The following is a 25,239-nucleotide window of genomic DNA, read 5'->3' as shown; positions in this document are numbered from 1 at the left end:
ACCAGGTGCAGCCGGTTGCACCGTGGCCGGTTCGACGCTGCGTCGGTTTCCGGAATGCGGCTTGATCCGGGATCGCCAAAGACGCACTCTTTTTCGAAATGGAGATCCCCTGCCTATCCCGCACAACGGTTTTGCCGTCCTTGCGCCGGATCGTTGGCAGGCAACAGGAGGAGTGGCCGGATGTCCGAGGCCGTCGAATACGAACGTGTTGGGGAAATCGCGGTTCTGGGGGCCGACAACCCGCCGGTGAACGCGCTGGGCGTGGATGTGCGCCGGGGTCTTCTGGCCGGGATTGAACGTGCCGAGTCAGACGGGGCCAGGGCGGTTCTGATCTATGGCAAGGGGCGCACCTATTTTGCGGGGGCGGATATTCGCGAGTTCGGCAAGCCGCCGCAGGACCCGTGGTTGCCCGAGCTGTGCGCGCGGATCGAGGCATCGCCCTTGTTGGTGGTGTCCGCGATCCACGGTACGGCGCTGGGCGGCGGGCTGGAGGTGGCGCTGTCGACCCATTACCGGATTGCCGTTCCCTCGGCCAAGGTGGGCTTGCCCGAAGTGCATCTGGGCATATTGCCCGGCGCGGGCGGCACCCAGCGCCTGCCGCGTGTGGCGGGGGTCGAAGCGGCCCTGGACATGATCACGACGGGCCGGCATGTCCCCGCGACCGAGGCGCTGCAACTGGGGGTGATCGACAAGGTCGAGGACGGAGACCCGCGTGAGGTCGGGCTGGCCTATGCACAGGCATTGCTGGATGCCGGCGCGCCGCGCCGCGCGGTGTGTGACATGCCGGCACCATCGCCGGTCGATTTCGATGCGGTTTACCAGCAGGTCCTGAAGAAGGGGCGCGGGCAGCTGTCCCCGGCCACTGCGGTGCGGGCGGTTCAGGCGGCCTGTGAGGCGGACAGTTTCGAGGCGGGCATGAAGCGGGAACGTGAGTTGTTCAGCGAGCTGATGAACTCGGACCAGCGCGAGGGGCTGATCCACGCCTTTTTTGCCGAGCGCGCGGTGGGCAAGCTGCCGGAGCTCAAGGGGGTCGAGCCGCGCATGTTGCACGAGATCGGCGTGATCGGCGGCGGCACCATGGGGGCAGGGATCGCCACCGCGGCACTGCTGTCGGGCCTGCCGGTGGTGATGCTGGAGATGTCGGCAGAGGCCGCCCATGCCGCCAAGGGCCGTATTGAGGCCAATCTTTCGGGCGCGCTGAAGCGGGGCAAGCTGAGCCAGGAGAAGTTCGATCACCTGTTGCAGGACGCTTTGACGCTGGCGACGGATTACGACGCTTTGAGCAATGTCGATCTGGTGATCGAGGCGGTTTTCGAGGACATGGAGGTCAAGAAACAGGTCTTCACCCGGCTTGATGCGGTGTGCAGGCAGGGGGCGGTTCTGGCCTCGAACACCTCGTATCTGGATATCAACGAGATCGCAGCGATGACGAAGCGGCCCGGCGATGTGATCGGGTTGCATTTCTTTTCACCCGCCCATGTCATGAAGCTTCTGGAGGTGGTGGTTGCCGACAAGACCGCTCGGGACGTGGCGGCAACAGGATTTGCGCTGGGCAAGCGGCTGGGCAAGGTGTCGGTGCGCGCGGGTGTTTGCGACGGGTTCATAGGCAACCGTATCCTGAGCACTTATCGCGCCTGCGCCGATCACATGATCCTGGACGGGGCCAACCCCTATCAGATCGACAAGGCGCTGACCGATTTCGGCTTTGCCATGGGACCCTTCGCGGTGGCCGATCTGGCCGGGCTGGACATCGGCTGGGCCGTGCGCAAGCGCAAGCGGGCCGAGGGGATGGACCCGCGTGCGCGTGACAGTTCCTACGCCGACAAGCTGTGCGAGGCGGGGCATTTCGGGCAGAAGACCGGCAAGGGATATTATGTTTACGAGGCCGGCAGACGGGGCGGCGTGCCCAACCCGGATGTGCCGCCGCTGATCGAGGCGGAACGTGCCGCGCAGGGGATCGCCCCGCGTGAGTTCAGCGACGCTGAGATTGTCCGCCGTTACATGGCGGCGATGGTCAACGAGGCGGCCAAGGTCGTGGGCGAGGGCATTGCGCGCCGCCCGCTCGATGTGGATGTGACGCTGCTCTATGGTTATGGCTTCCCGCGTTATCGCGGCGGTCCGTTGAAATGGGCCGACCTGCAGGGGCTGCCCGAGCTTTTGGCCGATATCCGGCGCTATGCCCAGGAGGATGCCTTTTTCTGGCAACCCGCGCCGCTTTTGGAACAACTGGTGGCCGAGGGCCGCACATTCGATGATCTGAACAAGGAAGCTCAGTGATGAAACAAGCCGTAATCGTATCGACCGCCCGGACCGGGCTGGCCAAGTCCTTTCGAGGGTCGTTCAACGTCACCCACGGCGCCACGATGGGTGGTCATGCAGTTGAGGCGGCTGTCGGGCGCGCCGGGCTGGAGGGTTCGGAAATCGAGGATTGCATCATCGGCTGCGGCTTTCCCGAAGGCGAGACCGGCAACAACATCGCGCGGCAGATCGCGATCCGGGCAGGACTGCCGGTGACGGCCTCGGGGATGACAGTGAACCGGTTCTGTTCGTCGGGGCTGCAGACCGTGGCGCTGGCGGCGCAGGCGATCACCGAAGGCGGCTCGGGGCCGATGGTGGCGGGCGGCGTCGAAAGCATCTCGATGGTGCAGCCCAAGATTCGCCCGGTGCCCGAGGCCTGGATTGCCGAGCACAAACCCGCGATCTATATGGCGATGATCGAGACCGCGGATATCGTGGCGGATCGCTATGGCGTCAGCCGCGAGTATCAGGACGAATACTCCCTGCAAAGCCAGCAGCGTATTGCCGCCGCGCAAGCCGCGGGCAAGTTCGCCGACGAGATCGTGCCGATGACCACGACGATGGCGGTCAAGGACAAGGACAGCGGTGAGGTGTCCATGCGCGAGGTCACGGTCGATCGTGACGAGTGCAACCGCCCCAACACGACGCTGGAGGGGTTGGCCAGCCTGGAACCGGTGCGGGGGCCGGGCAACTTTATCACCGCCGGCAACGCCTCGCAGCTCAGCGACGGGGCGGCGGCGGTTGTTCTGATGGAAGCCAGGGAAGCCGAGAGGCGCGGGCTGGAGCCCCTGGGCGCCTTCAAGGGGTTTGCCGTGGCGGGGTGTGAGCCCGATGAGATGGGCATTGGCCCGGTTTTTGCGGTGCCGCGCCTGCTGGAACGGCACGGGTTGAAGATCGACGATATCGATCTGTGGGAGCTGAACGAGGCCTTTGCCAGCCAGTGTCTTTACAGCCGCGACCGGCTGGGCATCGATCCCGAGAAATACAACGTCAATGGGGGCTCGATCGCCATTGGTCACCCCTTTGGCATGACCGGGGCGCGGATGACCGGGCATATCCTGCTGGAAGGCAAGCGGCGCGGCGCCAAGTTGGGTGTCGTGACCATGTGTATCGGCGGCGGCATGGGCGCGGCCGGGTTGTTCGAGATATTCTGAAGCGGAGCGGCAAATGGCGCGGCCCGCCGAGGGCCGGGCGGCATCGCCGGAACGGGCGTCGCAGGAGGAGAGCGGGGATGGATCTGAACTATACCGATGAGGAACAGGCCTTTCGCGCCGAGGTGCGCGCCTTTCTGGCCGAAAAGCTGCCGCCCGAAATTTCGGCCAAGGTGCGTGCGGGAAAGAGCCTGGGCAAGGAAGGTCATGACTGGTGGCATGCGACGCTGAACGAGAAGGGGTGGCTGAACTTCAACTGGCCCGTGGAATTTGGCGGAGCGGAATGGAACGCGGTGCAGCGCCATGTTTTCGAGGAAGAATGCGCAGCAGCCTATGCGCCGCGCATCGTGCCCTTTGGTCTGTCGATGCTGGGGCCGGTGCTGCAGAAATTCGGCTCGAAGGCGCAGCAGGACTATTTCCTGCCGCGTATCCTGAATGGTGAGCATTGGTGGTGTCAGGGGTATTCCGAGCCGGGGGCGGGGTCGGATCTGGCCTCGCTCAAGACCCGCGCGGTGCGCGACGGCGATCATTACGTGGTCAACGGGCAGAAAACCTGGACGACGCTTGGGCAATATGCCAACTGGATCTTCTGCCTTGTGCGCACCGATCCCGAGGCCAAGCAACAGGAGGGGATCTCGTTCCTGCTGATCGACATGGCGACGCCGGGGATCGAGGTGCGACCCATCGTGCTGCTGGATGGGTCTCCGGAAGTGAACGAAGTGTTTTTCGATGATGTCCGGGTGCCGGTGGGAAACCTTGTGGGGGAAGAGAACAAGGGCTGGACCTATGCCAAGTACCTACTGACGCATGAGCGCACCAATATCGCGGGCGTGGGTTTCAGTCAGGCGGGGCTGGATGCGGTCAAGCGCATCGCGCGTCAGGAATGTGCGGGCGGGCGTCCGCTGATCGAAAATCCGCATTTTGCCGCCCGGCTGGCGCGGGTCGAGATCGACCTGATGGCGATGGCGACGACCAATATGCGGATCATCAGCCGGGCGGCTGCAGGGCAGGCACCGGGGGTCGAAAGCTCGATGCTTAAGGTGAAAGGGACGGTCATCCGTCAGGAGATCAATGACCTGACCCGCCGCGCGGTGGGGCCATATGCGATGCCCTTCCCGTCGGAGGCGGTGGCGGGTGCCAACGATCCCGTGGGGCCGGATTATGCCGGGCCGGTGGCGGCGCAGTATTTCAACAACCGCAAGCTGTCGATCTTTGGCGGCTCGAACGAGATACAGCGCGGGATCATCGCCAAGGTCAAGATGGGGGGCTGAGCGTCATGGATTTCAACCTGACACCAGAACGGCGGATGCTGCAGGAGACGATGCGGCGGTATCTGTCGGACAAGTACACCACTGCCACCCGCAACCGGATCATTGACAGCGACGCAGGCATGAGCGCGGAGGTCTGGGCCGGACTGGCGGAACTGGGCGTGATCGGTGCGCTGTTTTCCGAGGCCGAGGGCGGCTTTGGCGGTGCTGGATTTGATATCGCTACCGTGTTCGAAGAGCTGGGCCGCGCCGGGGTAGTCGAGCCGGTGCTGGATACCGCCCTGCTGGGTGGCGGGCTGATCGCGGCGCTGGGCAACGACGAACAGAAGGCGCTGTTGGGGGATGTCATCGCGGGCGGGCTGCATCTGGCTTTGGCACATGGCGAACCGTCCAGCCGCTATGATCTGAGCCGGGTCGAGACCTTGGCCCGGGAGGATGGTGACGATGTGGTTCTCAGTGGCCGCAAGGCCGTCGCGATCAATGCCGAGGCTGCCGGGTATATGATCGTTTCCGCACGCGAAAGCGGTGGGTTCTTCGATCTGGACGGGATATCGTTGTTCCTGGTGCCCGCCGGGACCAAGGGTTTGAGCCTGACCGGCTACCCGATGTTCGCGGGTGGTCGCGCCGCCGATGTGACGCTGGACGATGTGCGTCTGCCGCAGACAGCGCGTCTGGGTGCCGCGGGGCAGGGGTGGGCGCCGCTGGTGCGGGCCGTGGCCTCGGCCAATGTGGCACTGGCTGCTGAAACGCTGGGCGCGATGGAAACGGCTGTAGATCTGACGCGGCAATATCTGTTGACGCGGCACCAGTTCGGCCGACCCATCGGGACGTTTCAGGCGTTGCAGCATCGCTTTGCCGACATGCTGATCGAGCTGGAGCAGGCGCGCTCGGCCGTCATCAATGCGGCGGGGCATCTGGAGGCCGAAGATCGCGACCGCCAGGTTGCCGCCGCGCGCAATCTGATTTCCCGTGTCGGGCGGCTGGTGGCCGAAGAGACCATCCAGATGCACGGGGGCATCGCAATTACGCAGGAATACGAGCTGGCCCATATCGCCAAGCGTATTGTCATGGCCGATCACCGGTTTGGCGACGAGGATTATCATCTGGAGCGATTCATTGCACTCAGCGCGGCATGACGGAGGGCGCCCGAACGTCAGGCGTTCGGGATGCCAGAACGCAATCGGGTTCGAGATTGATCTGAGCGATGCGGAAGGTCATGCGCGGTGCCATCTGGATATCCGGCCTGACCACCTGAACAGTCAGAACGTCCTGCATGGCGGGATCATCGCCATGCTGCTGGACGTGGCCTGCGGAAACACGGCCTCGGCCTGGTTCGACCGGGCGGAGCATCCGATGGTGCTGACCATTTCGTTGAACACCAGCTATGTCGCAGCCGTGAACCATGGGCGGGTGACGGCGGTTGGGCGGCCTGCGGGGGGTGGGCGCAAGCTGGCCTATGTCAATGGCGAGTTGCGTTGCGAGGATGGGCAACTGATCGCAACCGCGCAGGGGGTGTTCAAGCGTCACGCGCTGGCCAAGTGACGGTGAGCGCATTGCCGAAGGGGGCAGACAGCGATGGAAAAATGGCACGATTTTCCCGACGCGCAGGCGAAGCAGCGCCCGGACGCCCCTGCATTCGAAGATAATGGCGGCGCGTTCTGGACCTATCGGCAGCTGGATGACGCCATCGCCGATGCGGCGGAGTTGCTGAAGGATCGCAAGGTCAGGCCCAACGACCGGGTGATGATCCTGGCCGAAAACTGTTGCGCGGCGGTGGCGGCGTTGTTTGCCTGTTCACGGGTCGGGGCCTGTGCGGTCCCGATCAACGCGCGGCAGACCGGTTCGGAGGTGCAGCGGGTGGTGGAGCATGCGCGCCCGGCCGTCACGCTCATGACTTCGGCGGCGTCCCCGGACGCGATGAGCCACGCCAACCGATTGGGGGCGCAGGCGGTGACAGGGGCGTTCGGGACCCTGCACGTGACAAACCAGTTCCCAAGCCAGCCCGATGCGGAGCTTGAGGGCGTGGCGACCATGCTGTTCACGACCGGTACCACCGGCGTGCCAAAAGGCGTGATGCTGACCCATGACAACCTGATGTTTGCCGGTCGGACGGCGGCCCGGTTTCGGGGCATGACCGAAAGGGACATTGTTTATGGTGTGCTGCCTTTGACGCATGTATTCGGTCTGGCCTCGGTGGTCACGGCGGCGACTCTGGCCGGGGCGTTGGTGCGGCTGGAGGCGCGGTTCACGGCGGCCCGGACCTATGAGGTGCTCAATTCGGGGATCACACAGTTTTCCGCCGTACCGCAGATGCATGCGTTGCTGATGCAATATGCAAAGGAACAGGGTTTCGACCATCTGCCCCGCAACACGCTGCAATATGTCTCGTCCGGTGCGGCTCCGCTGGACCCGGCGTGGAAGCGCAAGGCCGAGGCGTTTTACGGGGTTGCGATCCAGAACGGCTATGGGTTGACCGAAAGCACGGCGGCGGTGTGTGCCTCGCGTAACGAAATCGGCGATCCGGATATCTCGGTCGGCCCGCCGCTGGCCGGGATCGAGGTGCGGCTGGACGAAGTCGTTGCAGGCGCCAGAGACGGTGTGGGCGAAGTTCTGACGCGCGGACCAAATGTGATGAAGGGATATTTTTGCAATCCCGAGGCAACAGAGGCTGTGCTGGAGGATGGGTGGCTGCGGACGGGCGATCTGGGGGTTCTCGACGACCGGGGGCATCTGCACATAGTGGGACGGTGCAAGGAGCTGATCATTCATGGCGGGTTCAACGTTTATCCACCCGAGGTCGAAGCCGCGCTGAACGATCACCCCAGGGTCATCCAGTCCGCCGTGGTGGGCCGCGTCGTGGAGGGCGACGAAATGGTGGTGGCCTTTGTACAGGTCGCGCCAGGGGATGCCCCGACACCGGAAGAATTGCTGACTTTCGCGGCAGGCCGACTGGCGGGATACAAGTGTCCGTCTCAGATCGTCATCACGGAGGCCCTGCCGGCGGCCCCGACCGGAAAGATCCTCAAATACAAACTGCTGGACGTCTTCGCGGATCGACTGAGCTGAGGCCAAAGTGACGGATGCTGCCAAGCCGACTTGAGCTTGACCCTACGCCGCTCTGCAACTCATCTGAACGGATGCCACAATGACAACAAGATCAGTTGGCAAACCATCCACAACGTGAACTTCGGCCGTGGGATGGAAACGCAACATGAAGCGAAAATTCATTGGATATATTGTCGGGATGATCGTTTCGACCACGCCTGTTTTTGCTCAAGAAACTGAAGTCAACGAGCTTTGCGTGGATTACTTTGGCGTCGGCGCCCTCGTTGAGGAAACGTGCCGTCCCTTGTCGGGGCCAAAACGAAAAATCGGACCATCTGAATTGAATTCGGCGCTGTCGGATGGTGTCGCCAACCTCAGGATTGTCTCAGACGACAACCCTGAAGAACCCTACGATCTTGCGCCGCTTTCGAGCGCAGGAAGCGTACATAGTCTTGAGCTTTTTCGCGTTGGTCCGGTCGATCTAACGCCGCTTCAGGACATGAAAGGTTTACTTCGCCTTGACCTGTCAGCCGATGCGGCGGTTGCTTTGGACCAATTGACAACCGAGCTGCCGGAACTGGCAGAGCTCAGAATCTATGCCCCACGCCGCACAATCGACCTAGGCGCGTTGTCCAACATGCCCGCATTGCGGGTATTGTATGTCAAGGCAGCTGCGATCACCGGACAACAAAATCTGAGCGATCTCACCCGGCTTGAGCGCGCGACTTTCGAACTCGCGGAAAACACGGAATTCTCTTCACTTGCTGAGCTTGACCAACTGAAGTGGCTCGAAATCTCCGGCACGCTCGGTCGCACAGTGCTGCATGATATCGAATTCGTTGCGCCACTTCGTTCACTGACGCATCTCGATCTGTCTACCAACGATATCGAAGATTTGCGCCCGCTTTCAGGGCTGGAAGACCTCAAACTTTTGATTTTAAGCTACAATAAAGAGCTGTCCGATATCAGCCCACTTTCAAGTCTGACGGGTTTGACCGTACTTCAACTTCGAGATACGCAAGTGTCTGATCTCGGTGCTTTGCGAAACATGAGCAAACTCGGTGTTCTTTGGCTGGACCGCACACCAGTGTCAGATATCAGCGCTCTTGCAGGTTTGAAGAGCTTGTCTGGCTTGGAGCTTAGCCGTACGCAAGTGACCGATATTGCCCCGCTGAGCCAGTTGCCTCTTCGTCATCTTAGTTTGCGGGGCACAGGTGTAACCGATTTCTCAGCAGTTCCGGCAGGAGTTAAGCTCAAAAAGTGAGAAACGAGACATCGCTGTCGGGATTGGTCGCGTGCAGGAACCAGTTCTTTTGTGGTATTCATTGGGTTGAGTTCGCCGACGCAACCATTGGCGCGAATGCAGCGAACGACAGGCTTGTCCGCATCTTTCCAGTCCGGTTCCGGCGCAGTGAATGACGGTAACGGAAACGGCGGCGGCTCGTGTCCGCCAATGACCGGTTCGGGGACTCCTGTGGGCTGGCGAACTGTTGGCACTGCGGACGTGCAGTCCGCTAGCGACCTTCTGCGTTCGAAGACGCGGTACCTGCACGCCTCTCCTTCGTCCGCTTGGCCGAAATCCGGTCAGGACTGCTTAACGCTTGGGGTAGAATTGCCAGAAGTTCCCGCCTTGGCTCGGCGCCCGGCCTCACCGGGCGACATTTCTCGCAAGAGGGACTGCGACGTGCGGGAGCGCTCCGGGTTCCCGTGATCCTTCGAATTAGGCCCCGACGCCCTCGGCGGCCGCGCGGATGGCGCGGATGTTGGTGCCGTAGACCTCAGGGGCCGAAACCGAGCCGCCCTTGAACACCGCGGATCCGGCGACCAGAACGTCGGCCCCGGCCTGTGCCACCAGCGGTGCGGTCTTCGGGTCGACGCCGCCGTCTATCTCGATATGAACCGGGCGGTCGCCGATCATTCCGCGCAGGCGGCGGATCTTGGTCGTCATGTCGATGAATTTCTGCCCGCCGAAGCCGGGATTTACGGTCATTACGCAGATCAGATCGGTGAGATCCAGCAGGTGTTCGACCGCGTCTGCCGGGGTGCCCGGGTTCAGCGCCACGCCCGCTTTCATGCCTGCGCCACGGATGGCCTGGAGGGTGCGGTGGGTGTGCGGCCCGGCCTCGACATGTGCGGTCAGCACGTCTGCCCCGGCATCGGCATAGGCCTGGATGTAAGGATCGACCGGCGAGATCATCAGGTGCACATCCATCACCGTTTTCACATGCGGGCGGAACGCCTTGACCGCGGGTGGGCCGAAAGTCAGGTTCGGAACGAAATGGCCGTCCATCACGTCGACGTGGACCCAATCGGCCCCCTGCGCCTCGATAGCCTGAATTTCCTGTCCGAAATTGGCGAAATCGGCGGAGAGGATCGACGGGGCGATCTTGATCTTGCGGTCAAAGCTCATCGGAGACCTCGTGAGTGGTAAGAGTCGCAGCGCATATACAAGCGATCAGGCGCGAGGGATAGACCTTGTCCGAAATCACCGACCGCGACGCGATTGCGTGGAGCCTGCGGCAAGAGTAAGGATGGATCATCCCCGTGGTTTCGCGAGGCTGGCAGGAGGTGTGGGTCAGATGGATTACATTGAATGAGCAGCGGGCTGTCGCATGTGACATTCATCGTGTCCGACCTCGACCGGATGCAGGAAATTCTGGAAACGGTGTTCGAGGCGCGCTGCGTCTATGACAGCGGCGTGGCGCAGTTTTCACTGGCAGAAGAGCGGTTTTTTCTGATCGGGGACGTCTGGGTCGCGATCATGAAGGGCGATCCGTTGCCCGAGCGCAGCTATAACCACGTGGCCTTTGCCATTGCCGAGGACCAGTTCGAGGAACGCCGCAGGCGGATCGAGGCGCTGGGGCTGGACCTGCGCCCGCCGCGCCCCCGTGTCGAGGGCGAGGGGCGGTCGCTGTATTTCCACGGGCCGGACAATCATCTGTTCGAATTGCACACCGGCACGTTGCAGGAGCGGCTGCAACGGTATGCCAAGGGGAGGGAGGCCGGAGCATGACCGGATTTGTTTTTGCGGTGGTCCTGCTGGCGGCGCTGCTGCATGCGACATGGAACGCGCTGGTCAAGGGGGGAGCGGACAAGACCGCCAGCATGGCGGCGGTGGTCATGGGGCAGGGGGTGTTCGGCCTGTTGCTGCTGCCCTTTGCCGCGCCCATCGACTGGAGCTGCTGGCCTTATCTGCTGGCCGGGGTGGCATTGCATCTGGGATATCAGTTGTTTCTGATCCAGGCCTACAAGATCGGTGATCTGACACAGGTCTATCCGATTGCCCGCGGGGCCTCGCCGCTGCTGGTGGCGCTGGGAACGGCGTTGTTTTTCGGAGCGGTTTTCAGCCAGGCCGAGCTTGCCGCGATGGCGATGATTTCGATCGGTATCGCCTCGATCGCGCTGGTGCGGCGGCAGGACGGAAATTTCAACATGCGGGCTGCAGGGCTGGCGCTGGTCACCGGGTTGTTCATCGCCTCGTATTCCATTGTCGACGGGCAGGGCGCGCGGATTGCGGGCACTGCGCTGGGCTTTTTCGGTACCCTGACAGTGGCGAATGCGGTCGGGTTTGCGGTGGTCGCCCGCGTGGCGCGGCCCGGTCTTCTGAGGCGTGCGCGCAAAATCTGGCGCCTGGCCGCCTTTGGCGGGGCGGCTTCGTTCACGGCCTACGTTCTGGTGGTCTGGGCCTTCACACAGGCGCCGATTGCATTGGTAACGGCGCTGCGTGAGACCTCGATCATCTTTGCGCTGGTTCTGGGGGTGACGTTCCTGAACGAAAAGCTGGACCTGAAGAAAGTGCTGTCGACGGCGCTGACATTGTCGGGCGCGATCCTGTTGCGCATCAGCCGGATATGATGGCGTCCAGACGGGAAACGTCTGCACTCAGCCTGAGAGGGGAAAGCGTTTGATCAGGCGAAACAACCCGTCCTCGGCCTCGCCGACCAGAGCGATGTCCCGGAGGCGGAATGGGCTGGGCAGCGCCGACCCGATCCGGCTTTGCAATTCGGCCTGAACCGGAGAGAGCAGCGCCTTGGGCAGTTTCCCCGTGAGTGTGATATGAAACCGGAATGCGCCCATTACATACGGATAGCCCCAGGTTTCGAGGTTTGCTTGCAGCGCGGGTTTTAGGCCTTCGCCGCGCCTTTGGCGTTCGGCTCCGCCAAGGGGCGCGCGAAAGCGGTCGAGGTCGCGCACGCAGGCAGCGGCGAGAGCGTTCAGATCAGCGGTGTCCCCAACCGGGCACAGGGCCAGAAAGCGGCCCATCCGCACAAGTTCCAACCCTTGTGCACTGACCGTGGGCCGGGTTGCCGCGAAGTGGGCGCAAGCCTCCTGCAACTCGGATGCACTGTGGGGTGACGCCAGTCGAAACGGGGGTTTCAGCGTCGCGTGAAGCCCGTATTTACGCGGAGTTTCCGTGATGTCGGCGATATCGATGCCGTCAACGTACGGACGCGCGACCTGCGCTCCGCTCGTGATGTCCCGGCCGAGCCAGGCGGTGGCGGCGCTGGACCATTCCTCGCCCGAGGGTGGCAGGTAGTAGATTGCGTAGCGACTGAATGTCATGCCGCGTCCTTGTCAGGTGCGATAGAACATATACCTGCCCGGTGCGATGGTCGTGGGGCCTGTGATCTGATCGAACCCGACCAGAGGTTGCCCCGAGATCAGCAGGCCGCCGGGGACCATCACTTGCGCGATCAGCGGGCTGAGGCGGGCGGCTTCGGCCACGTCGTCCTGTTTGATGCCCATGCCGAAATCGTAATGGGCCAACGCGATCCGCCGACCTTCGGTGGCGAGGCGCTGCAGCATCGGTTCGGCCTCGCCCTGCAGGAAATCCTGTTCCGGCGGCACGCAGGAGGGGTGGCACTGCAGCACCCGGTCCATCACCCAGATCCGGCGGTCGGGCAGGATTTCGCGCAGGTGATCATAGGTGCGCCCGTTCCCCAGCCCCATGTCCAGAACGTCGCCCTCAAGATCGCGGATCTGCCCTGCGGCCCAGTTCAGCCCGTCGCGCTGGGCGGTCAGGCGGCGCAGCATGGAATCCAGTCGGCTCATCAAGGTCTCCTTGGCGTTTCAGTCGCGTGGCGCGGTCCAGATCCGGACCGGTCCCTGCATCAGGCGTTCGATCAGGCCCTGGGTAAAGGCCCAGATGTCTTGATCATGCACGAGGTGGTGGGTCAACAGGCCGAAGGGTTCGGTATTGTCCACAGTCCCCGTGCGCCGGGCCTGAAGCAGGCTCACAAGTTGGGCGATCAGCGTGTCGGGATCGGCCAGGCTGCGTGTCCCGTGCCAGTCGATCGGGTCGAGATGGGTGTTGACCTGCTCCAGTCCCGGCGCGGGATGTGTGGCCGTGCGCGGGGTGGACGTGGACAGAAAGCAGTATCCCAGTGCGGGAAGCTGTTTGACGACCTGGGGCGCGATGCGGTTCCAGGGCGGCACGAACATCGGCATCAGGGCCGGGCCGAAGAGCGTGCGCAATCGGGTCAGCCCGCGTTCTGCATCCGCAACGATGTCCGAGGTTGGGCGGTGCAGGCGGAACTCGGCCTTCTTTTCGGTCTGCGGGGCGTGGTTTATGTGCGCCCAGCCGTGCACGACCGGGATCAACGCCGGTTGCTCGGCAAGGGTGGATGCCAAAGTGTCTTGCGCCGTATGGGGGATGACGGCCAGATGTACCGGCAGGCCATATTGAGCCGACAGATCTGCAAGCCGGTCCAGTTGCGGGGTGGGCGCGGTGGCGTCGTCATCGCGCCACCACAGCGGCAGGGTCAGGCCGTCGCCGTGCCAGCGGGCAAATTCGCTATCCAGAGGTGTCCAATCCGGGGTCATCGTGTCACCTTTGCCAGATCTTCGGCGATGGCGACAGTGCGCGCAGCGCCATCGAAGGACAAGCCGAGATCGGGGCGGGGGCCGGAGGCGATCACCTTTTCGACCGAGCTGGCCAGCAGGTCGCCGGACAGGGCGGCGCTTTTGATCACCTCGACTGCGGGCAGATGTGACAGGCTTTGCGCGCGCAGCCCCTGTTCGACTTCCTTGCCGTCGTCGAAGGGGATGAAAACCGCGGGCACGCCGCATTGCAGGACATCGAGTGTGGTGTTGTAGCCGCACATGCTGACCGATGCCGCGGCGTGGCACAGCATCTGGCGGAAATCGGGTCGGGCAGGTTCGATCAGGATTGGTATTTCGCCTGCCAATGCTTCAAGATCGGCAATCCTCTGGCCTGTATCGCGCCCACCAACCAACAGGCGCCAGCGCCTGTTGGTCATCTTTCGGGCGGCCTCGATGGCGGCCTGAAAGATCGGCTGCCCGACCGGGCCGCCGCCCGCGCTGACAATGATTTCGCCTGCGCCCGCCGTTTGCGGGTGCTGCTTCGCCGGGGCCGGAGCGACGTAGCCTGTGTAGTGCAGGCGTTGGGACAAAGCTTTGGACACGGGCCAACTGGCCTCCAGCCGGGTGGATCGGGGATCGGAGTGGACCAGTACACCGTCGTAGTAACGTTGAATCACCGCATCGGCGCGTTCTGCCTTTGAGGGTTTGGACGGTGGCGCCAGGATGTCCCGGATCGAGGCGAGGATGGCGGGACGCGGCGAGAGTTCATTCGCGGTTTGCAATAACGCCTCGAACTCCGGCGCCAGCGACCTGCGGCCAAAGGGATAAAGTTCGGTGATCAGGATGTCGGGGGCAAAGCGGCTGACGGCGGCCATCAGCGCCTGAATGCGGGCCTTCAAATAGCTTTCGTCGGCGCGCGTTCCGACTTCGGTCAGAAGGCGGGTGAAGTCCGTCCCGTCCGACCGCAGTGGCGGCAGATTGAGCAGGTCCAGCCCGGCACTGTCGAGTTGCGGCGCGGGCATCCCGCCGGAGACGACAAAGACCTTATGGTTTGCCTTGCGAAAAGCATGACCGAGGGTAAGCGCACGGCTCAGGTGCCCGGTACCCAGAAGATGGGTAACGGCGATCATCACTTTCATGCTGCGCCTCCGGCTTGCAGCAGGCGGACCGGTTCCGGCTCGGGCCGCATATCGCCCAGATGAACGATAAAAAGACGGTTGCGCTTGATCTTGAAGGGGGCGGGACCGCGAAAGTTCCAGCCCCACGCACGCGCCAGAATCACACGCATGATGCCAATATGACAAACCGCAACGGTGTCGCCGGTGAGGCGCGCCAGCCAGGGTTGCAGACGATCGCCGACCTCGGCAGGGCTTTCGCCGGAGGGCGGGCGGAAATCCCAGCTCCACTCCTCGATATGGCGATAGCCGCTTTGTGGGTCGGCTATCAGGTCGGCGCCGCGTTTGCCTTCGAACGCGCCCCAGTTCATTTCGATCAGTTCGGGGGCGAGGCGCGGTTCCTTTCCTGAAACGATGCTTGCGGTTTCGCGGGCGCGCGACAGAGGGCTGGACCACAGATCCGCCTCTGCCCACTCTTCGGGCAGGCGGTACCCGGCCAGTTCCTGCCGCGCCTGAGCGTCGAGCGGGATGTCGCTGCGGCCTTGAATGCGACCCGCGCGGTTCCATTCGGTATGGCCGTGGCGGAGGAGGGCTAGGCGCGTCATCCCTGCGCCCCCAACAAGGGCCGGACGGCGGACCAGAAGGTTTCCGTGGCGGCGGGCATCAGGTGGTGGGCTTGGACATGGGCGCGGGACTTGGCGCCTGTCTCGCGCCGCAGGTCGGCATTGCGAAGAAGGGTTTCAAGCGCGCGCACCAGTGCTTTCGGGCCGCCTTCGATCGTCGGGTATTCACCGGGCAGCAGCACGTCCCGCACACCGGGGCGATCCTGCGCCACCACGGGCAGAGCCGCAGCCTGCGCTTCGAGGTAGACCATGCCATAGGCTTCGTTCACGCCGGGCCAGAAAAATAGTGAAGCATTTGAGTAGGCGGCTTGCATGGCGGCCCTGTCCAACTGGCCCAGAAACCGCACCCGCCCCTCGAATGGCGCCATCAGCGCTTCGACCTCGGGCCGGGCCGGACCGTCGCCTGCGATGTGCAGCTGCCAGTCGCCTTGCAGCAGGGAAAGTGTTTGCGCAATGAGTTCGTAGGAGTGCAGCTTGTCACCATGGCGCATCATTCCGGTGGCCAGCATCGGCCCGACGCAGTCCGATCTCGGGGGGGCGGCGGCGTAGGGCAGAAAAGGCGGCAGCGACACCAGATCTTGCCCGGCGATCTGGTCCCGGTTCAGTGCAAAATGATCGTTTTCGGTGTGATAGAATATGATCCGCGCCGCGTCGCAGGCGTCATGCGCGGCCTTGGCGAATTCCGACCATGGTCCGGTCAGTCGTTTGTTGGCCCGTGTGCTTTCCAGCTGCACATAGGGGATGTTGCGCGCGCGACATACTTCGGGTCCGATGAGATCGGGGGACTTGTAGTAGTTGTGATAGGTCACCCAGAGGGAGACCTCGGGGGGCAGGGTTTGCGCGAGGCGAAGGGATTCGAGTTTGGCGGCCTGACGCAGCTCGTGCTGGACCATTGCGTTGCCGTGCTTGTCATGAATTTTCAGCTCGGACACCAGCTCGACCCGGGCACCGTTTGCGCCGATGGCCGCCATCAGATTGCGGGCCATTGCCCGGTCTCCGGAGGGCACCGGGCTGTTGGGAGATTTCAAGGGGGCATAGAACGCGACATGGGTCATGCCGGTACGGTCCCGCAGAGGGTGTGCAGACGCCGGGACAGGCGCGCGATACCGGGGGCCATCCCGAACTCGGCCACCAGCCGGGCGCGGGCGGCCTGTGCCATATGGGCCGCCTTTTGCGGCTCTGAGGCAAGTGACACCATCGCCGCGGCCAGCGCTTCGGGGGCGTCGTCGGACAGAGTGCCGTGTGTGCCGGAAACGATGAATTCCGGAATGGCGGACACGGGTGTGGCCAGAATGGGCAGCAGTTGCGATGCCGCCTCCATCAGCACGTTGGGCAGGCCGTCGCGGTCGCCATCCGCAGCGATCCGGCTGGGCAGCACGAACAGATCGGCCTGCCGCATCGCTTCGATGACTTCGGGCTGGTTGCAGGCCCCGCGCCAGTCGATGCGGCCGGTCAAGTCCAGTTCTCTGGCGCGGCGCTTGAATTTCTCACTTGATCCGCCGCCGCCGACATGGACCCAGCGCCAGTCGAGCGTATCGGGCAACAGGGAAAGGGCGGTAATCAGGCGGTCAAACCCCTTTTTCTCGACCAGGCGGCCGACCGACAGCATCGTGAACGGGGCATCGGGTGCGCGCTCTTGGCGCGTCGGGGGGGCGGGGAACCGCGACAGGTCAAGCCCGTGATAGATCAGATCGACCCGCCCCGGATCGTCGGCCAGACCGCGCAGGTGTCGGGCGCCGATTCCCGTGCAGGTGGCGCCGAAGGTGGCCCCAAAGCTGTCGGCATGGAGTTTTTCGCGCTTTTCCCAATCCGGCGAGGTCCAGATATCCTTGGCATGCGCGGAAAAGCTCCACGGGATATCGCGCATGATCGCGGCATATCGTGCAACCGAAGAGGGCGTGTGCAGAAAATGCGCATAAAGCGCCCCGGTTCCCGGGGATAGTTCGGCGGCCAGAACACAGGCCTGCCCGAAGCGGCGTATGCGGTTATGAGTCGGATCACGAACCAGATCCTTGCGCCAGATTTCATATGCCGTCGCATAGCCGGGCAATCGTTGGGCGATCGCGCGGGCTTTCCACACGCGCTCAGGCTCTTCGTAGAGGTATTCGGGCAGGTAGTGGACCGGGGCCTTGAGGGCTTCGTGCAGTGGGTGACGTTTGATGTCAGTGGGGTGGCGAAGCGACCAGATGGCAAACTGGTGTCCGGCCTGTTCCAGCGCGACCAGTTCCTGAGCGATGAACGTTTCCGAAAGGCGGGGCCAGCCTTTGACCAGCACCGCCAATTTGGGCTGTGGGCCGGTCATCCCGTGGCTCGTTCCCTGACTCGGCCCAGCATCACATTCACGCGGTGCGTGACATAGTCGAGCCCGTCAAGCAGCCCGTCACCGATGGCCTCGGAGGGTAACGGCAGGGATGGCAGATTCCGGATGGCGTTGACCATCGACGCGGCGGACAGGCCGTCGCGGCTTTCGTCCAGCATCTGAACGAGCCCCAGTTCTTCGGCCCGCGAGGCGCGAATCCATTGTTCAAGACGGGGCACGGTGCGCGGCACGATAACGGCGCGCTTGTCAAAGGACAGAACCTCGCAAAAGGTGTTGTAGCCCCCCATGCAGACAACGCCGGCTGCACCGGCAAACAGCGTTTCGATCTGGGATTCGAAGCCGACGGCGGTCACGCGCCCGTTCAGCCGGGCAACCCGCGCTTCGAACTCGGCCCGCAATTCGCCCGACAGGAACGGGCCATAGACGAGTATCGCGCGGGGTTCGAGCGTGGTGTCCTTTTCATAGGCGGACAGGACGAGATCGACCATCGCCCGGCCATCGCCGCCGCCGCCGGGCGTGATCAGGATGTAGGGTTGCGGCGGGGGCGGGCCGATCGGACCGAGATCGCGGCGCAGATAGCCTGTCCAGTGCATGCGCGATTGCGCGCGCGCGCTCAGCGGCAGGCCCGCAGTAGGGTCATAAATCGACCGGAGCCCGTAGACCCAGATCTCGTCATAGTATGTCTCGGTGGCCTCGACGGCTTCCTTGCGCGCCCATTCGGCGGCCAGAACGGCGGGTTCGTCCAGGACATCGCGCAGCCCGAGAACCATTTTCGCGGTTCCCTGCTGTTGTAGCATGCCGAGTGTGGGCAGCAGTTCACCGCGAAACCCGGTGGGTTCCTTGTCGACGACCAGAACGTCGGGCTGATACTGTTTGACGGCGGTCCGGATCAGGCTGGAGCGCAGCTCGGTCACGTCGTCGATGCCCATGCCGATGGTTTGCGACGCATAGGACCCGTCGGCAAGCTTGGTAACGCCGGGCAGGCGCACGTGGTCGACGCGGCGAGGGAAGGTAAATCGCCCGGCCACCGGTGAGCCGGTCAGGATCAAGGCCGAAGCCTGACTGTCGGATGCGGTGATGGCGGATGCAAGCGCGCGTGAGCGCCGCAGATGCCCAAGCCCGAACGTATCGTGGCTGTAGAACATGATGCGTGGGGCGCGGCAGGCTGGGTATGCGTTACTTTTCTTGTTCATACCATGTAACAGGTTTCGAGTTCCGATCCGGGGGCCGCGCGCCTGTCCCTCATAGCGCAGATTTTTCCGGAATTCCCGTGGCAGGCTTGCCGGGAAATGTCCGTTTTGACCGACCATTGCGAAAAGGCAACAGAGTTGCGCCTTTGAAGGGTCGAAACGTCGAAAAAACGCAAGCGAACCGAGTGTCTTTGACCGGCCATCCTGAGATTTGCGATGTCGCGCATTCTGATCAAGCGTCCATACCCCGTTGCCGCAATCCTTTGATACATGCAGATTTGTTTTGCCGCCAGTGTCGGAACAGTGTTTCTGCTATGGTCATATTCAAATCATGCGACGTTGAAAACACGATTGTCAAAAGCATGATTTCAAAGGCACATGACGACACGATTGCGCGAAATCATCACCTAGCCATTTGAACGCCGAAGCCGTGTCCTGTAGCGTACCGCGAACACTAGGAACTGGATGCAAATCCCAATGAGACCACTGTTTCTTCTCAACCTGATCCTGACAATCTGGGTCACGGTCGCGGCATTTATCGGCGCTGCTGCGGCGCAAACGTCGCTATTGCCGGGTTATGGCGGTTCAGAAGACACAACCAGCCAGTCGGATACGGAAGGCGACATCGCCGCCGCCATCCGGGCAGCAACAGAGGCCGGAGCAAGCGTCATCGTCATTGACAGTGCCGGCAAAGTGGTTTCATCGGCCGCAGAAACACCGACCGACGCAGCCGCGAGCAACCCGATGGGCGACGGATCGCAGTTGATGAAGGCGCAGGCGCGGTTTTCAGAGTTCCGTGCCTCCTTGGAATCCCGGCTGGAAGCGTTGCCCTATTCCGTGTTCGAGGTGCAGTACATCCTGCGCGAGACCAGCCCCGACGGGCGCATTCTGACCTATGTCGAGGTTCTGGCCTGGAACCTGTTGTTCCTGCTGATCGGCCGGTGGTTGTCGATCGAGATTTACGGCAAACGCATCGCGCGCCGAATTGTCGTCGCGCGGATCAAGGACAATCCGGTCGGGTACAAGGAAAAAATGCCGTTCCTGGTCTTCCGTTTTGTCATGGGAGTGGGGGCCACCGTCTTTGCCATGGTGATGGCACTGATCGTGGGATATCTGGTGTTTGGCCGGGCCGAGGACATTTCGGTCCAGTTTACCGTGACGGCGATCTTCACCGCGTTCTTCCTGGCGCGCACGGTATCCGATCTGTGGCGCATGGTGCTGTCGCCGTTCCTCAGCCAGTATCGTTTGCCGCCGTTTTCCGACCGGGATGCCAAGCGACTCTATATCTGGGCGTCGACGCTTGCGACCTATGACATCGCGGTGGTTCTGTTTTCGACCTGGGTCGCGGATTTCGGGCTCAACTACAACGTCTATGCGATGGTCTATGGCAGCCTGACGGCGGTTGGCGCGCTGGGCAATATCCTTATGGTGCTGTTCAATGCGCGCGCCATCTCGAACGCGATCCGGGGCGGGCGCGGCCCCGATCAGGTGTCGTGGCTGTTGCGGTTCGTCTCCTTTGGCTGGGCGCCGGTCGTGGTGCTTTACATCCTCTTCAGCTGGTTCGAACTGGCGGTTGACCTTGTGCTTGAACATCCCGTGTCGATCCCGCTGGTGGCCGGTACCTATGCGGTCTTCATGTCGGTGGTGATCGTTTACGGGGCGATGAACTATTTTCTGGAACGGTATTTCGACCGGTCGCGCCAGATCGACGTGATGAAGGCCACTCCGGATGATGAGGAGGACGCCGCGGCGGAGGTATACGAAAGGGTAGAGCCCGAACGACACGTCATCGCGACATATGAAGATCTGGCGCGCCGCGTGGCAGGTATTCTTGCCTTTGTCGTGGGTATCTATGCACTGGCTTCGATCTGGTATCCCGAGGGGCATTGGGCGGATGACTTGCCGGTGGGACGCGCGCTGGACGTGATGGTGATCCTGTTCATCGGTTATGTTCTGTTCCATTTCTTCCGTATCTGGATCGACAGCAAGATCGCCGAAGAAGTTGAAGACGGTGCGCAGGAGGTGGCGCCCGGAGACGAGGGCGGTGAGGCGGGGCAAAGCCGGCTGGCGACGTTGCTGCCCCTGTTCCGTGGTGCGATCCTGGCGGTTGTGGTCGTGACCATCGCGCTTATTGCGTTGATGGAGCTTGGCATCAATGTCAGCCCGCTGTTCGCGGGCGCCGGTGTGGTCGGTCTGGCTGTTGGTTTCGGCGCACAGACGCTGGTACGCGACATCTTTTCCGGCGCGTTCTTCCTGATCGACGATGCGTTCCGCAAGGGTGAATACATCGATATCGGAGACGTGAAGGGGACAGTCGAGAAGATCTCGGTGCGCTCGTTCCAGCTGCGCCACCATCTGGGCGCGCTCAACACCATTCCCTTTGGCGAGATCAAGGTGCTGACCAACTATTCGCGCGACTGGGTGATCATGAAACTGCCGTTGCGCGTGACCTATGACACCGATGTCGAGAAGGTGCGCAAGCTGATCAAGAAACTGGGGGTTCAGTTGCTGGACGATCCGGTGATCGGCGAGAACTTCATCCAGCCGCTGAAATCCCAGGGCGTGATCGAGATGCAGGATTCGGCGATGATCATCCGGGTCAAGTTCATGACCAAACCGGGCGACCAGTGGCTGGTGCGTAAGAGGGTTTATCAAGAGATTCGCGAGTTGTTCGCGCGTGAGGGGATCAGATTTGCCCATCGTGAGGTGACTGTGCGGCTAGCCGATGACAAGAGCCCCGAGGACCTGACCCCGAAACAGCGCGAGGCGGTGACCGGCGCGGTGCAGGCGGCGATCGACGAGGATTATCTGGACGATATCGGCCCCGGCGGCAGCGGCGACGACCGCTAGTGGCGGGCGCTCCCGCGCCCCGATCCGGTCAGTCCCAGTCGGGGGTGGCGGTGCCGAGCTTGGGCGCGGGCAGGGCCCAGCACATTTTCGCCGGGCCGATGGCAAGAGCGGGAGACAGGCGAAAGCCGTTGCCCCAGCCGGTCTGTTCCGGCGCAGGCGCGAAATCCGTTTTGAGCGGATTGGCGATACCCAAGCCAGACGCGGTTTTCCTTAGGCTGACCAAAAGCTCTGCCGTGCGGGCGAGCGACAGGCGGGCATCGGATATTGGCCTGCCTTCAACCGCCTCGGCCAGCGCCGACAGAACGGCAGCGGCCATCAAATAGCCTGTTGCGTGATCAAGTGCCTGAACCGGCAAGGGTGTCGGCTTGTCTGCCTTTGCCCATACCTGACCGGCATGAGCAATGCCCGCGCTCATCTGCACGAGGCTGTCAAAGCCGCGCCGCTTGGCCCAGGGGCCGTGCCAGCCATAGGCGTCAAGCGCCACCTCGACCCGGTTCGGCGCGATCCGGTTGCGGGTCGCGACGTTGAGCCCCAGCCCGTCCAATGCGCCCGGCCTGTAGCCGTGGACAAACACGTCGGCCTGTTCCAGCAGGTCCTTCAGCCGGGCAAGCCCGTTGGACGATTTCAGGTCCAGATAGGCGCAGCGCTTGCCGAGTGAGATGTCGGGGATCACCCCCGGTTCGTCCCATTCGGGGGGATCGATCCGCAATACCTCGGCCCCGAAACCGGCCAGCGTGCGGGTTGAAACCGGCCCCGCCAACACGCGGGTGAGGTCGAGAACCCGCAGGCCCGCCAGAGGGCGTTCGGGTGTTGCCTGTGGCCTTTGGCGCAGGTTTGCACGCCTCGGTCCGGTCCAGGCCACCAGAGGTTCGGAGGCGACCGCGCGGCCCTGTGGGTGGGCCAGCCAGTCTTGCCGGCTGCGCATTGCGGCGGCAACGCCGCCCTGGGCGACGATGGCTGCTTCGAGCTCGTCCGCGTTCCAGCCAGACACGGCTTGGCTCACGGCCTCGCGGTCGGGCGGTGTTGCCATCACTTTCAGAGCCGCCGCGCGATGGGGAGCGAGATTGGTGTGCAGCCGGATCCAGCCATCGGCGGTCCGGTAGTCGCCGGCGACCGGGTCCCAGGCGCTTGGCATGGTCCAGCCATCCGGGCGCAGGGACCAGCCGTACCAGAGCGAGGCCAGACGGTGATCGACGGTGACCGGTGGTTGTCCGGCTGTCAGGTTCTGCGCGCGCATCAGCCGCGCCAGTTCCTGCCCGACCGCCGCAAAGGATGCGGTGGCCAGTTCCGACACCGCAAAGACGCTGGGCAGCGCGCCGCTGCCAGTGACCTTGTAGGTATCAGGCGCGGGCAGGGCGGAAAGCAGGGTCATTGCTGGTAGGGGTCGAGACTGTCGCGCAGTCCGTCACCCAGGAAGTTGAAGGCGAGTACCACAACGATGATCGGCAGCATCGGAATGGCCGTCCAAGGATAAATCTCGATCGAAGCGAGGTTTTGCGCGTCGTTCAGCATCACGCCCCAACTGACCGCAGGTGCCCGCAAGCCAAGGCCGAGGAAACTGAGCGCGGTTTCGCCGAGGATCATTGCCGGGATCGACAAGGTCGCGGAGGCGATGAGGTGTGATGCGAAATTCGGCAACAGGTGCTTGCGGATCACGCGGCCCGACGAGGCGCCCATCATTTCGGCGGCGCGCACGTATTCCTCTTCGCGTAGTGACAGGAATTTGGCGCGTACCGAGCGAGCCAGGCCGGGCCAGTCGAGGATACCAAGGATCACCGAGATGATGAAGAACACGGCAACCGGGCTCCAGTTCGAGGGCACGGCAGCGGACAGGGCAAGCCAAAGCGGCAGTTCGGGCAGTGAGCGCAGGATCTCGATCACACGGTTGATCAGCCAATCGGTCTTGCCGCCAAAATATCCCGCCATCGAACCGAACAGGATGCCAAGAAAGAAAGACACCGAAATGCCGATGAGGCCGACGGTCAGCGACAGCTGTGCGCCATAGAGAATACGGCTGAACACATCACGACCCAGCCTGTCCGACCCCCACAGGAACACCGTTGCGCCATCGGATGGGCAGAACAGGTGGGTATCCGAAGGGATCAGCCCTGCAAGACGATATTCGTCGCCCTTGCAGAAGAAGCGGATCGGGGCGGGGTTGTCGGTGTCGGGGACGAATTTCCACTGGAATGTTTCCAGATCCGCCTCGGCCACGATGGGATAGACGTATGGCCCGACGAACTCGCCCTCGTGGAACCAGTTGATCGATTGCGGCGGGGCATAGAGGTGCTCGCCATTGCGTTCATTCGGTGTGTAGGGTGCGATGAAGCCGGCAAACGGCAGCATCAGGTAGCTGAGCAACAGGAAAATGCCGGATACAAGGCCCAGCTTGTGGGTTTTGAACTTGCGCCAGACCAGCACCCAATTCGGCGCATCCAGGTCGCGGCGCTCCAATTGCTGGATCGAGACCTGCGGATCATAGGGGGCGTCGTCGACATAACGACCGTCGGGAAGCTGGGTCATGTATCTCGCCCCTCATATCGGATGCGCGGATCAAGCATGACCAGGAGCACGTCCGAGATCATTGTACCCACCAGCGTCAGCAAAGCCACGAACATCAGAATGAAGCCGGACAGAAACTGATCCTGCGTCTTGAGCGCAGTCAGGAGCGTGGGGCCGATGGTTTGCAGGCCCAGCACGACCGAGACCAGAACCGAGCCGGAGACCATCGAGGGCAGCAGGTTGCCGATATCGGCGACAAAGGGGTTGAAGGCCACGCGCAGGGGATATTTCGTCAGCATCCGCGAGGGCGACATGCCCTTGGCAATCGCCGTCTCGACATAGGGTTTGCCCAACTCGTCCAGCATATTGGCGCGCAGACGCTGCATCATTGCCGAGGCGCCAGAGGTGCCGATGACAAAGGTTGGCACGATGAGATGAAGAAGAATCGATTTCATCTTGTCCCAGCTCATCGGCAAACCCTCATAGGCGGGGTCCATCAGGCCGCCGATGGGCAGGTTGAAATAGCGGTGGCCATAGTAGAACAGGATCAGCGCCAGCAGGAAGTTCGGTGTGGCAAGTCCCAGATAGCCGACAAAGGCCGAGGTATAGTCGACCCATGTCCGCGACCGGGCCGCAGCGAGAACACCCAGCGGCAGAGCCACTGCATATACGAACAGGACGGCGGCCAGATTGACGACGACCGTCAGCCAGAGGCTGTCGCCCACGATCTCGGACACGGGTCGGTCGAACTCGAACGACCAGCCGTAGTTGCCCTGAATCAGGCCAGAGAACCCGTGCGGACCGGGCATGAAGCCCATCCAGATCATGTATTGTTCCCACAAGGGACGGTCGAGCGCGTATTCCTTGCGAAGGAATTCGGCCTTGTCGACACCCGCAGATTGTCCTGACGCCTGCAGCTCGGCAATCTGGTTGCTCAGATAGTCGCCGGGCGGCAGGTTGATGATGATGAAGATCATCGCCGACACCACCAGCAGCGTCAGCAGCATGGTGAAAAAGCGATAGACTGCGTAGCGCAGCAAAAGCATTCAGCTGC

The 25,239-nt window shown here is 62.8% G+C and carries 22 protein-coding genes; 10 read left to right on the top strand and 12 right to left on the bottom strand.

Annotation, left to right across the window (positions count from 1 at the left end):
• Positions 1–180 precede the first annotated feature (180 nt).
• The 7 genes from ACR0LZ_RS01295 (at position 181) to ACR0LZ_RS01265 (ending at position 9,026) form a co-directional block, all read left to right on the top strand.
• Positions 181–2,277, top strand: a complete 2,097-nt coding sequence (locus ACR0LZ_RS01295; RefSeq protein WP_480747953.1) for a 3-hydroxyacyl-CoA dehydrogenase NAD-binding domain-containing protein — start codon at positions 181–183, stop codon at positions 2,275–2,277.
• Complete coding sequence (locus ACR0LZ_RS01290) at positions 2,277–3,452, top strand: acetyl-CoA C-acyltransferase (RefSeq protein WP_480747952.1); 1,176 nt, start codon at positions 2,277–2,279, stop codon at positions 3,450–3,452. Before ACR0LZ_RS01295 ends, ACR0LZ_RS01290 begins: the two co-directional genes overlap by 1 nt.
• Before the next feature lie 77 nt (positions 3,453–3,529).
• Positions 3,530–4,720 (top strand): acyl-CoA dehydrogenase family protein, encoded by a 1,191-nt coding sequence (locus ACR0LZ_RS01285; protein WP_480747951.1) that lies wholly within the window; start codon positions 3,530–3,532, stop codon positions 4,718–4,720.
• 5 nt (positions 4,721–4,725) lie between these two features.
• Positions 4,726–5,853, top strand: coding sequence for an acyl-CoA dehydrogenase family protein (locus tag ACR0LZ_RS01280; RefSeq protein ID WP_480747950.1), 1,128 nt, complete (start codon positions 4,726–4,728; stop codon positions 5,851–5,853).
• Positions 5,834–6,259, top strand: coding sequence for a PaaI family thioesterase (locus ACR0LZ_RS01275; protein ID WP_480747949.1), 426 nt, complete (start codon positions 5,834–5,836; stop codon positions 6,257–6,259). The genes ACR0LZ_RS01280 and ACR0LZ_RS01275 overlap by 20 nt, the downstream gene beginning before the upstream one ends.
• A 33-nt stretch (positions 6,260–6,292) precedes the next feature.
• A complete protein-coding gene (locus tag ACR0LZ_RS01270) occupies positions 6,293–7,783 on the top strand; it encodes a class I adenylate-forming enzyme family protein (protein ID WP_480747948.1) in 1,491 nt (496 codons plus the stop codon).
• Positions 7,784–7,928: 145 nt separating this feature from the next.
• Positions 7,929–9,026 carry a leucine-rich repeat domain-containing protein gene (locus ACR0LZ_RS01265; RefSeq protein WP_480747947.1) on the top strand — a complete coding sequence of 366 codons (1,098 nt, stop codon included), beginning with the start codon at positions 7,929–7,931 and terminating at the stop codon, positions 9,024–9,026.
• 456 nt (positions 9,027–9,482) lie between these two features.
• On the opposite strand, the gene rpe is transcribed toward ACR0LZ_RS01265, so the two are convergent.
• Positions 9,483–10,172, bottom strand: coding sequence for a ribulose-phosphate 3-epimerase (gene rpe, locus ACR0LZ_RS01260; RefSeq protein ID WP_480747946.1), 690 nt, complete (start codon positions 10,170–10,172; stop codon positions 9,483–9,485).
• Positions 10,173–10,355: 183 nt separating this feature from the next.
• Between rpe and fosX the strand changes: the two genes are divergently transcribed.
• Complete coding sequence (gene fosX, locus ACR0LZ_RS01255; RefSeq protein ID WP_480747945.1) at positions 10,356–10,775, top strand: FosX/FosE/FosI family fosfomycin resistance hydrolase; 420 nt, start codon at positions 10,356–10,358, stop codon at positions 10,773–10,775.
• Positions 10,772–11,617, top strand: a complete 846-nt coding sequence (locus ACR0LZ_RS01250) for an EamA family transporter (protein ID WP_480747944.1) — start codon at positions 10,772–10,774, stop codon at positions 11,615–11,617. Before fosX ends, ACR0LZ_RS01250 begins: the two co-directional genes overlap by 4 nt.
• 27 nt (positions 11,618–11,644) lie before the next feature.
• Here the strand turns inward: ACR0LZ_RS01250 and ACR0LZ_RS01245 are convergent, their stop codons facing one another.
• Genes ACR0LZ_RS01245 through ACR0LZ_RS01210 form a run of 8 tightly spaced genes read right to left on the bottom strand, consistent with a single transcriptional unit; the run spans position 11,645 to position 18,836 of the window.
• The gene (locus ACR0LZ_RS01245) at positions 11,645–12,325 is read right to left on the bottom strand and encodes a DUF1045 domain-containing protein (protein ID WP_480747943.1); all 681 of its coding nucleotides are present in this window, start codon (positions 12,323–12,325) and stop codon (positions 11,645–11,647) included.
• Between the two features lie 12 nt (positions 12,326–12,337).
• Positions 12,338–12,814, bottom strand: a complete 477-nt coding sequence (locus ACR0LZ_RS01240) for a class I SAM-dependent methyltransferase (RefSeq protein ID WP_480747942.1) — start codon at positions 12,812–12,814, stop codon at positions 12,338–12,340.
• An 18-nt stretch (positions 12,815–12,832) separates the two neighbouring features.
• Entirely contained in the window at positions 12,833–13,585 is a 753-nt protein-coding gene (locus tag ACR0LZ_RS01235; protein ID WP_480747941.1) for a polysaccharide deacetylase family protein, read from the bottom strand.
• A complete protein-coding gene (locus ACR0LZ_RS01230) occupies positions 13,582–14,724 on the bottom strand; it encodes a glycosyltransferase family protein (RefSeq protein WP_480747940.1) in 1,143 nt (380 codons plus the stop codon). The genes ACR0LZ_RS01235 and ACR0LZ_RS01230 overlap by 4 nt, the downstream gene beginning before the upstream one ends.
• On the bottom strand, positions 14,721–15,305 hold the full coding sequence (locus tag ACR0LZ_RS01225; RefSeq protein WP_480747939.1) for a histidine phosphatase family protein: 585 nt from the start codon (positions 15,303–15,305) through the stop codon (positions 14,721–14,723). The genes ACR0LZ_RS01230 and ACR0LZ_RS01225 overlap by 4 nt, the downstream gene beginning before the upstream one ends.
• Positions 15,302–16,378: a glycosyltransferase family 4 protein gene (locus ACR0LZ_RS01220; protein ID WP_480747938.1), complete on the bottom strand. Its 1,077-nt coding sequence runs from the start codon at positions 16,376–16,378 to the stop codon at positions 15,302–15,304. Before ACR0LZ_RS01220 ends, ACR0LZ_RS01225 begins: the two co-directional genes overlap by 4 nt.
• Positions 16,375–17,625 carry a glycosyltransferase family 4 protein gene (locus tag ACR0LZ_RS01215; protein ID WP_480747937.1) on the bottom strand — a complete coding sequence of 417 codons (1,251 nt, stop codon included), beginning with the start codon at positions 17,623–17,625 and terminating at the stop codon, positions 16,375–16,377. The genes ACR0LZ_RS01220 and ACR0LZ_RS01215 overlap by 4 nt, the downstream gene beginning before the upstream one ends.
• Positions 17,622–18,836: a glycosyltransferase family protein gene (locus tag ACR0LZ_RS01210; protein ID WP_480747936.1), complete on the bottom strand. Its 1,215-nt coding sequence runs from the start codon at positions 18,834–18,836 to the stop codon at positions 17,622–17,624. The genes ACR0LZ_RS01215 and ACR0LZ_RS01210 overlap by 4 nt, the downstream gene beginning before the upstream one ends.
• A gap of 474 nt (positions 18,837–19,310) precedes the next feature.
• On the opposite strand from ACR0LZ_RS01210, the gene ACR0LZ_RS01205 reads away from it, so the two are divergent.
• A complete protein-coding gene (locus tag ACR0LZ_RS01205) occupies positions 19,311–21,683 on the top strand; it encodes a mechanosensitive ion channel family protein (protein WP_480747935.1) in 2,373 nt (790 codons plus the stop codon).
• Between the two features lie 28 nt (positions 21,684–21,711).
• On the opposite strand, the gene ACR0LZ_RS01200 is transcribed toward ACR0LZ_RS01205, so the two are convergent.
• From ACR0LZ_RS01200 to ACR0LZ_RS01190, 3 genes are read right to left on the bottom strand one after another with little or no spacing between them, the layout of a single operon-like run.
• Complete coding sequence (locus ACR0LZ_RS01200) at positions 21,712–23,055, bottom strand: CoA transferase (protein WP_480747934.1); 1,344 nt, start codon at positions 23,053–23,055, stop codon at positions 21,712–21,714.
• Positions 23,052–24,206, bottom strand: coding sequence for an ABC transporter permease (locus ACR0LZ_RS01195; RefSeq protein WP_480747933.1), 1,155 nt, complete (start codon positions 24,204–24,206; stop codon positions 23,052–23,054). The genes ACR0LZ_RS01200 and ACR0LZ_RS01195 overlap by 4 nt, the downstream gene beginning before the upstream one ends.
• A complete protein-coding gene (locus ACR0LZ_RS01190; protein WP_480747932.1) occupies positions 24,203–25,231 on the bottom strand; it encodes an ABC transporter permease in 1,029 nt (342 codons plus the stop codon). Before ACR0LZ_RS01190 ends, ACR0LZ_RS01195 begins: the two co-directional genes overlap by 4 nt.
• Between the last annotated feature and the right edge of the window lie 8 nt (positions 25,232–25,239).

Source organism: Ruegeria sp. CI1 (genome assembly GCF_056536925.1).
The sequence above is the reverse complement of the archived record's forward strand: the minus strand, read 5'-3'. Positions and strand labels throughout refer to the sequence as shown.

Excerpts from the sequence above, each read along its gene's own strand:
- ACR0LZ_RS01295 (WP_480747953.1), top strand. The coding sequence starts at position 181 with ATGTCCGAGGCCGTCGAATACGAACGTGTTGGGGAAATCGCGGTTCTG.
- ACR0LZ_RS01290 (WP_480747952.1), top strand. The coding sequence starts at position 2,277 with ATGAAACAAGCCGTAATCGTATCGACCGCCCGGACCGGGCTGGCCAAG.
- ACR0LZ_RS01285 (WP_480747951.1), top strand. The coding sequence starts at position 3,530 with ATGGATCTGAACTATACCGATGAGGAACAGGCCTTTCGCGCCGAGGTG.
- ACR0LZ_RS01280 (WP_480747950.1), top strand. The coding sequence starts at position 4,726 with ATGGATTTCAACCTGACACCAGAACGGCGGATGCTGCAGGAGACGATG.
- ACR0LZ_RS01270 (WP_480747948.1), top strand. The coding sequence starts at position 6,293 with ATGGAAAAATGGCACGATTTTCCCGACGCGCAGGCGAAGCAGCGCCCG.
- ACR0LZ_RS01265 (WP_480747947.1), top strand. The coding sequence starts at position 7,929 with ATGAAGCGAAAATTCATTGGATATATTGTCGGGATGATCGTTTCGACC.
- rpe (WP_480747946.1), bottom strand. The coding sequence starts at position 10,172 with ATGAGCTTTGACCGCAAGATCAAGATCGCCCCGTCGATCCTCTCCGCC.
- fosX (WP_480747945.1), top strand. The coding sequence starts at position 10,356 with ATGAGCAGCGGGCTGTCGCATGTGACATTCATCGTGTCCGACCTCGAC.
- ACR0LZ_RS01250 (WP_480747944.1), top strand. The coding sequence starts at position 10,772 with ATGACCGGATTTGTTTTTGCGGTGGTCCTGCTGGCGGCGCTGCTGCAT.
- ACR0LZ_RS01245 (WP_480747943.1), bottom strand. The coding sequence starts at position 12,325 with ATGACATTCAGTCGCTACGCAATCTACTACCTGCCACCCTCGGGCGAG.
- ACR0LZ_RS01240 (WP_480747942.1), bottom strand. The coding sequence starts at position 12,814 with ATGAGCCGACTGGATTCCATGCTGCGCCGCCTGACCGCCCAGCGCGAC.
- ACR0LZ_RS01235 (WP_480747941.1), bottom strand. The coding sequence starts at position 13,585 with ATGACCCCGGATTGGACACCTCTGGATAGCGAATTTGCCCGCTGGCAC.
- ACR0LZ_RS01230 (WP_480747940.1), bottom strand. The coding sequence starts at position 14,724 with ATGAAAGTGATGATCGCCGTTACCCATCTTCTGGGTACCGGGCACCTG.
- ACR0LZ_RS01225 (WP_480747939.1), bottom strand. The coding sequence starts at position 15,305 with ATGACGCGCCTAGCCCTCCTCCGCCACGGCCATACCGAATGGAACCGC.
- ACR0LZ_RS01220 (WP_480747938.1), bottom strand. The coding sequence starts at position 16,378 with ATGACCCATGTCGCGTTCTATGCCCCCTTGAAATCTCCCAACAGCCCG.
- ACR0LZ_RS01215 (WP_480747937.1), bottom strand. The coding sequence starts at position 17,625 with ATGACCGGCCCACAGCCCAAATTGGCGGTGCTGGTCAAAGGCTGGCCC.
- ACR0LZ_RS01210 (WP_480747936.1), bottom strand. The coding sequence starts at position 18,836 with ATGAACAAGAAAAGTAACGCATACCCAGCCTGCCGCGCCCCACGCATC.
- ACR0LZ_RS01205 (WP_480747935.1), top strand. The coding sequence starts at position 19,311 with ATGAGACCACTGTTTCTTCTCAACCTGATCCTGACAATCTGGGTCACG.
- ACR0LZ_RS01200 (WP_480747934.1), bottom strand. The coding sequence starts at position 23,055 with ATGACCCTGCTTTCCGCCCTGCCCGCGCCTGATACCTACAAGGTCACT.
- ACR0LZ_RS01195 (WP_480747933.1), bottom strand. The coding sequence starts at position 24,206 with ATGACCCAGCTTCCCGACGGTCGTTATGTCGACGACGCCCCCTATGAT.
- ACR0LZ_RS01190 (WP_480747932.1), bottom strand. The coding sequence starts at position 25,231 with ATGCTTTTGCTGCGCTACGCAGTCTATCGCTTTTTCACCATGCTGCTG.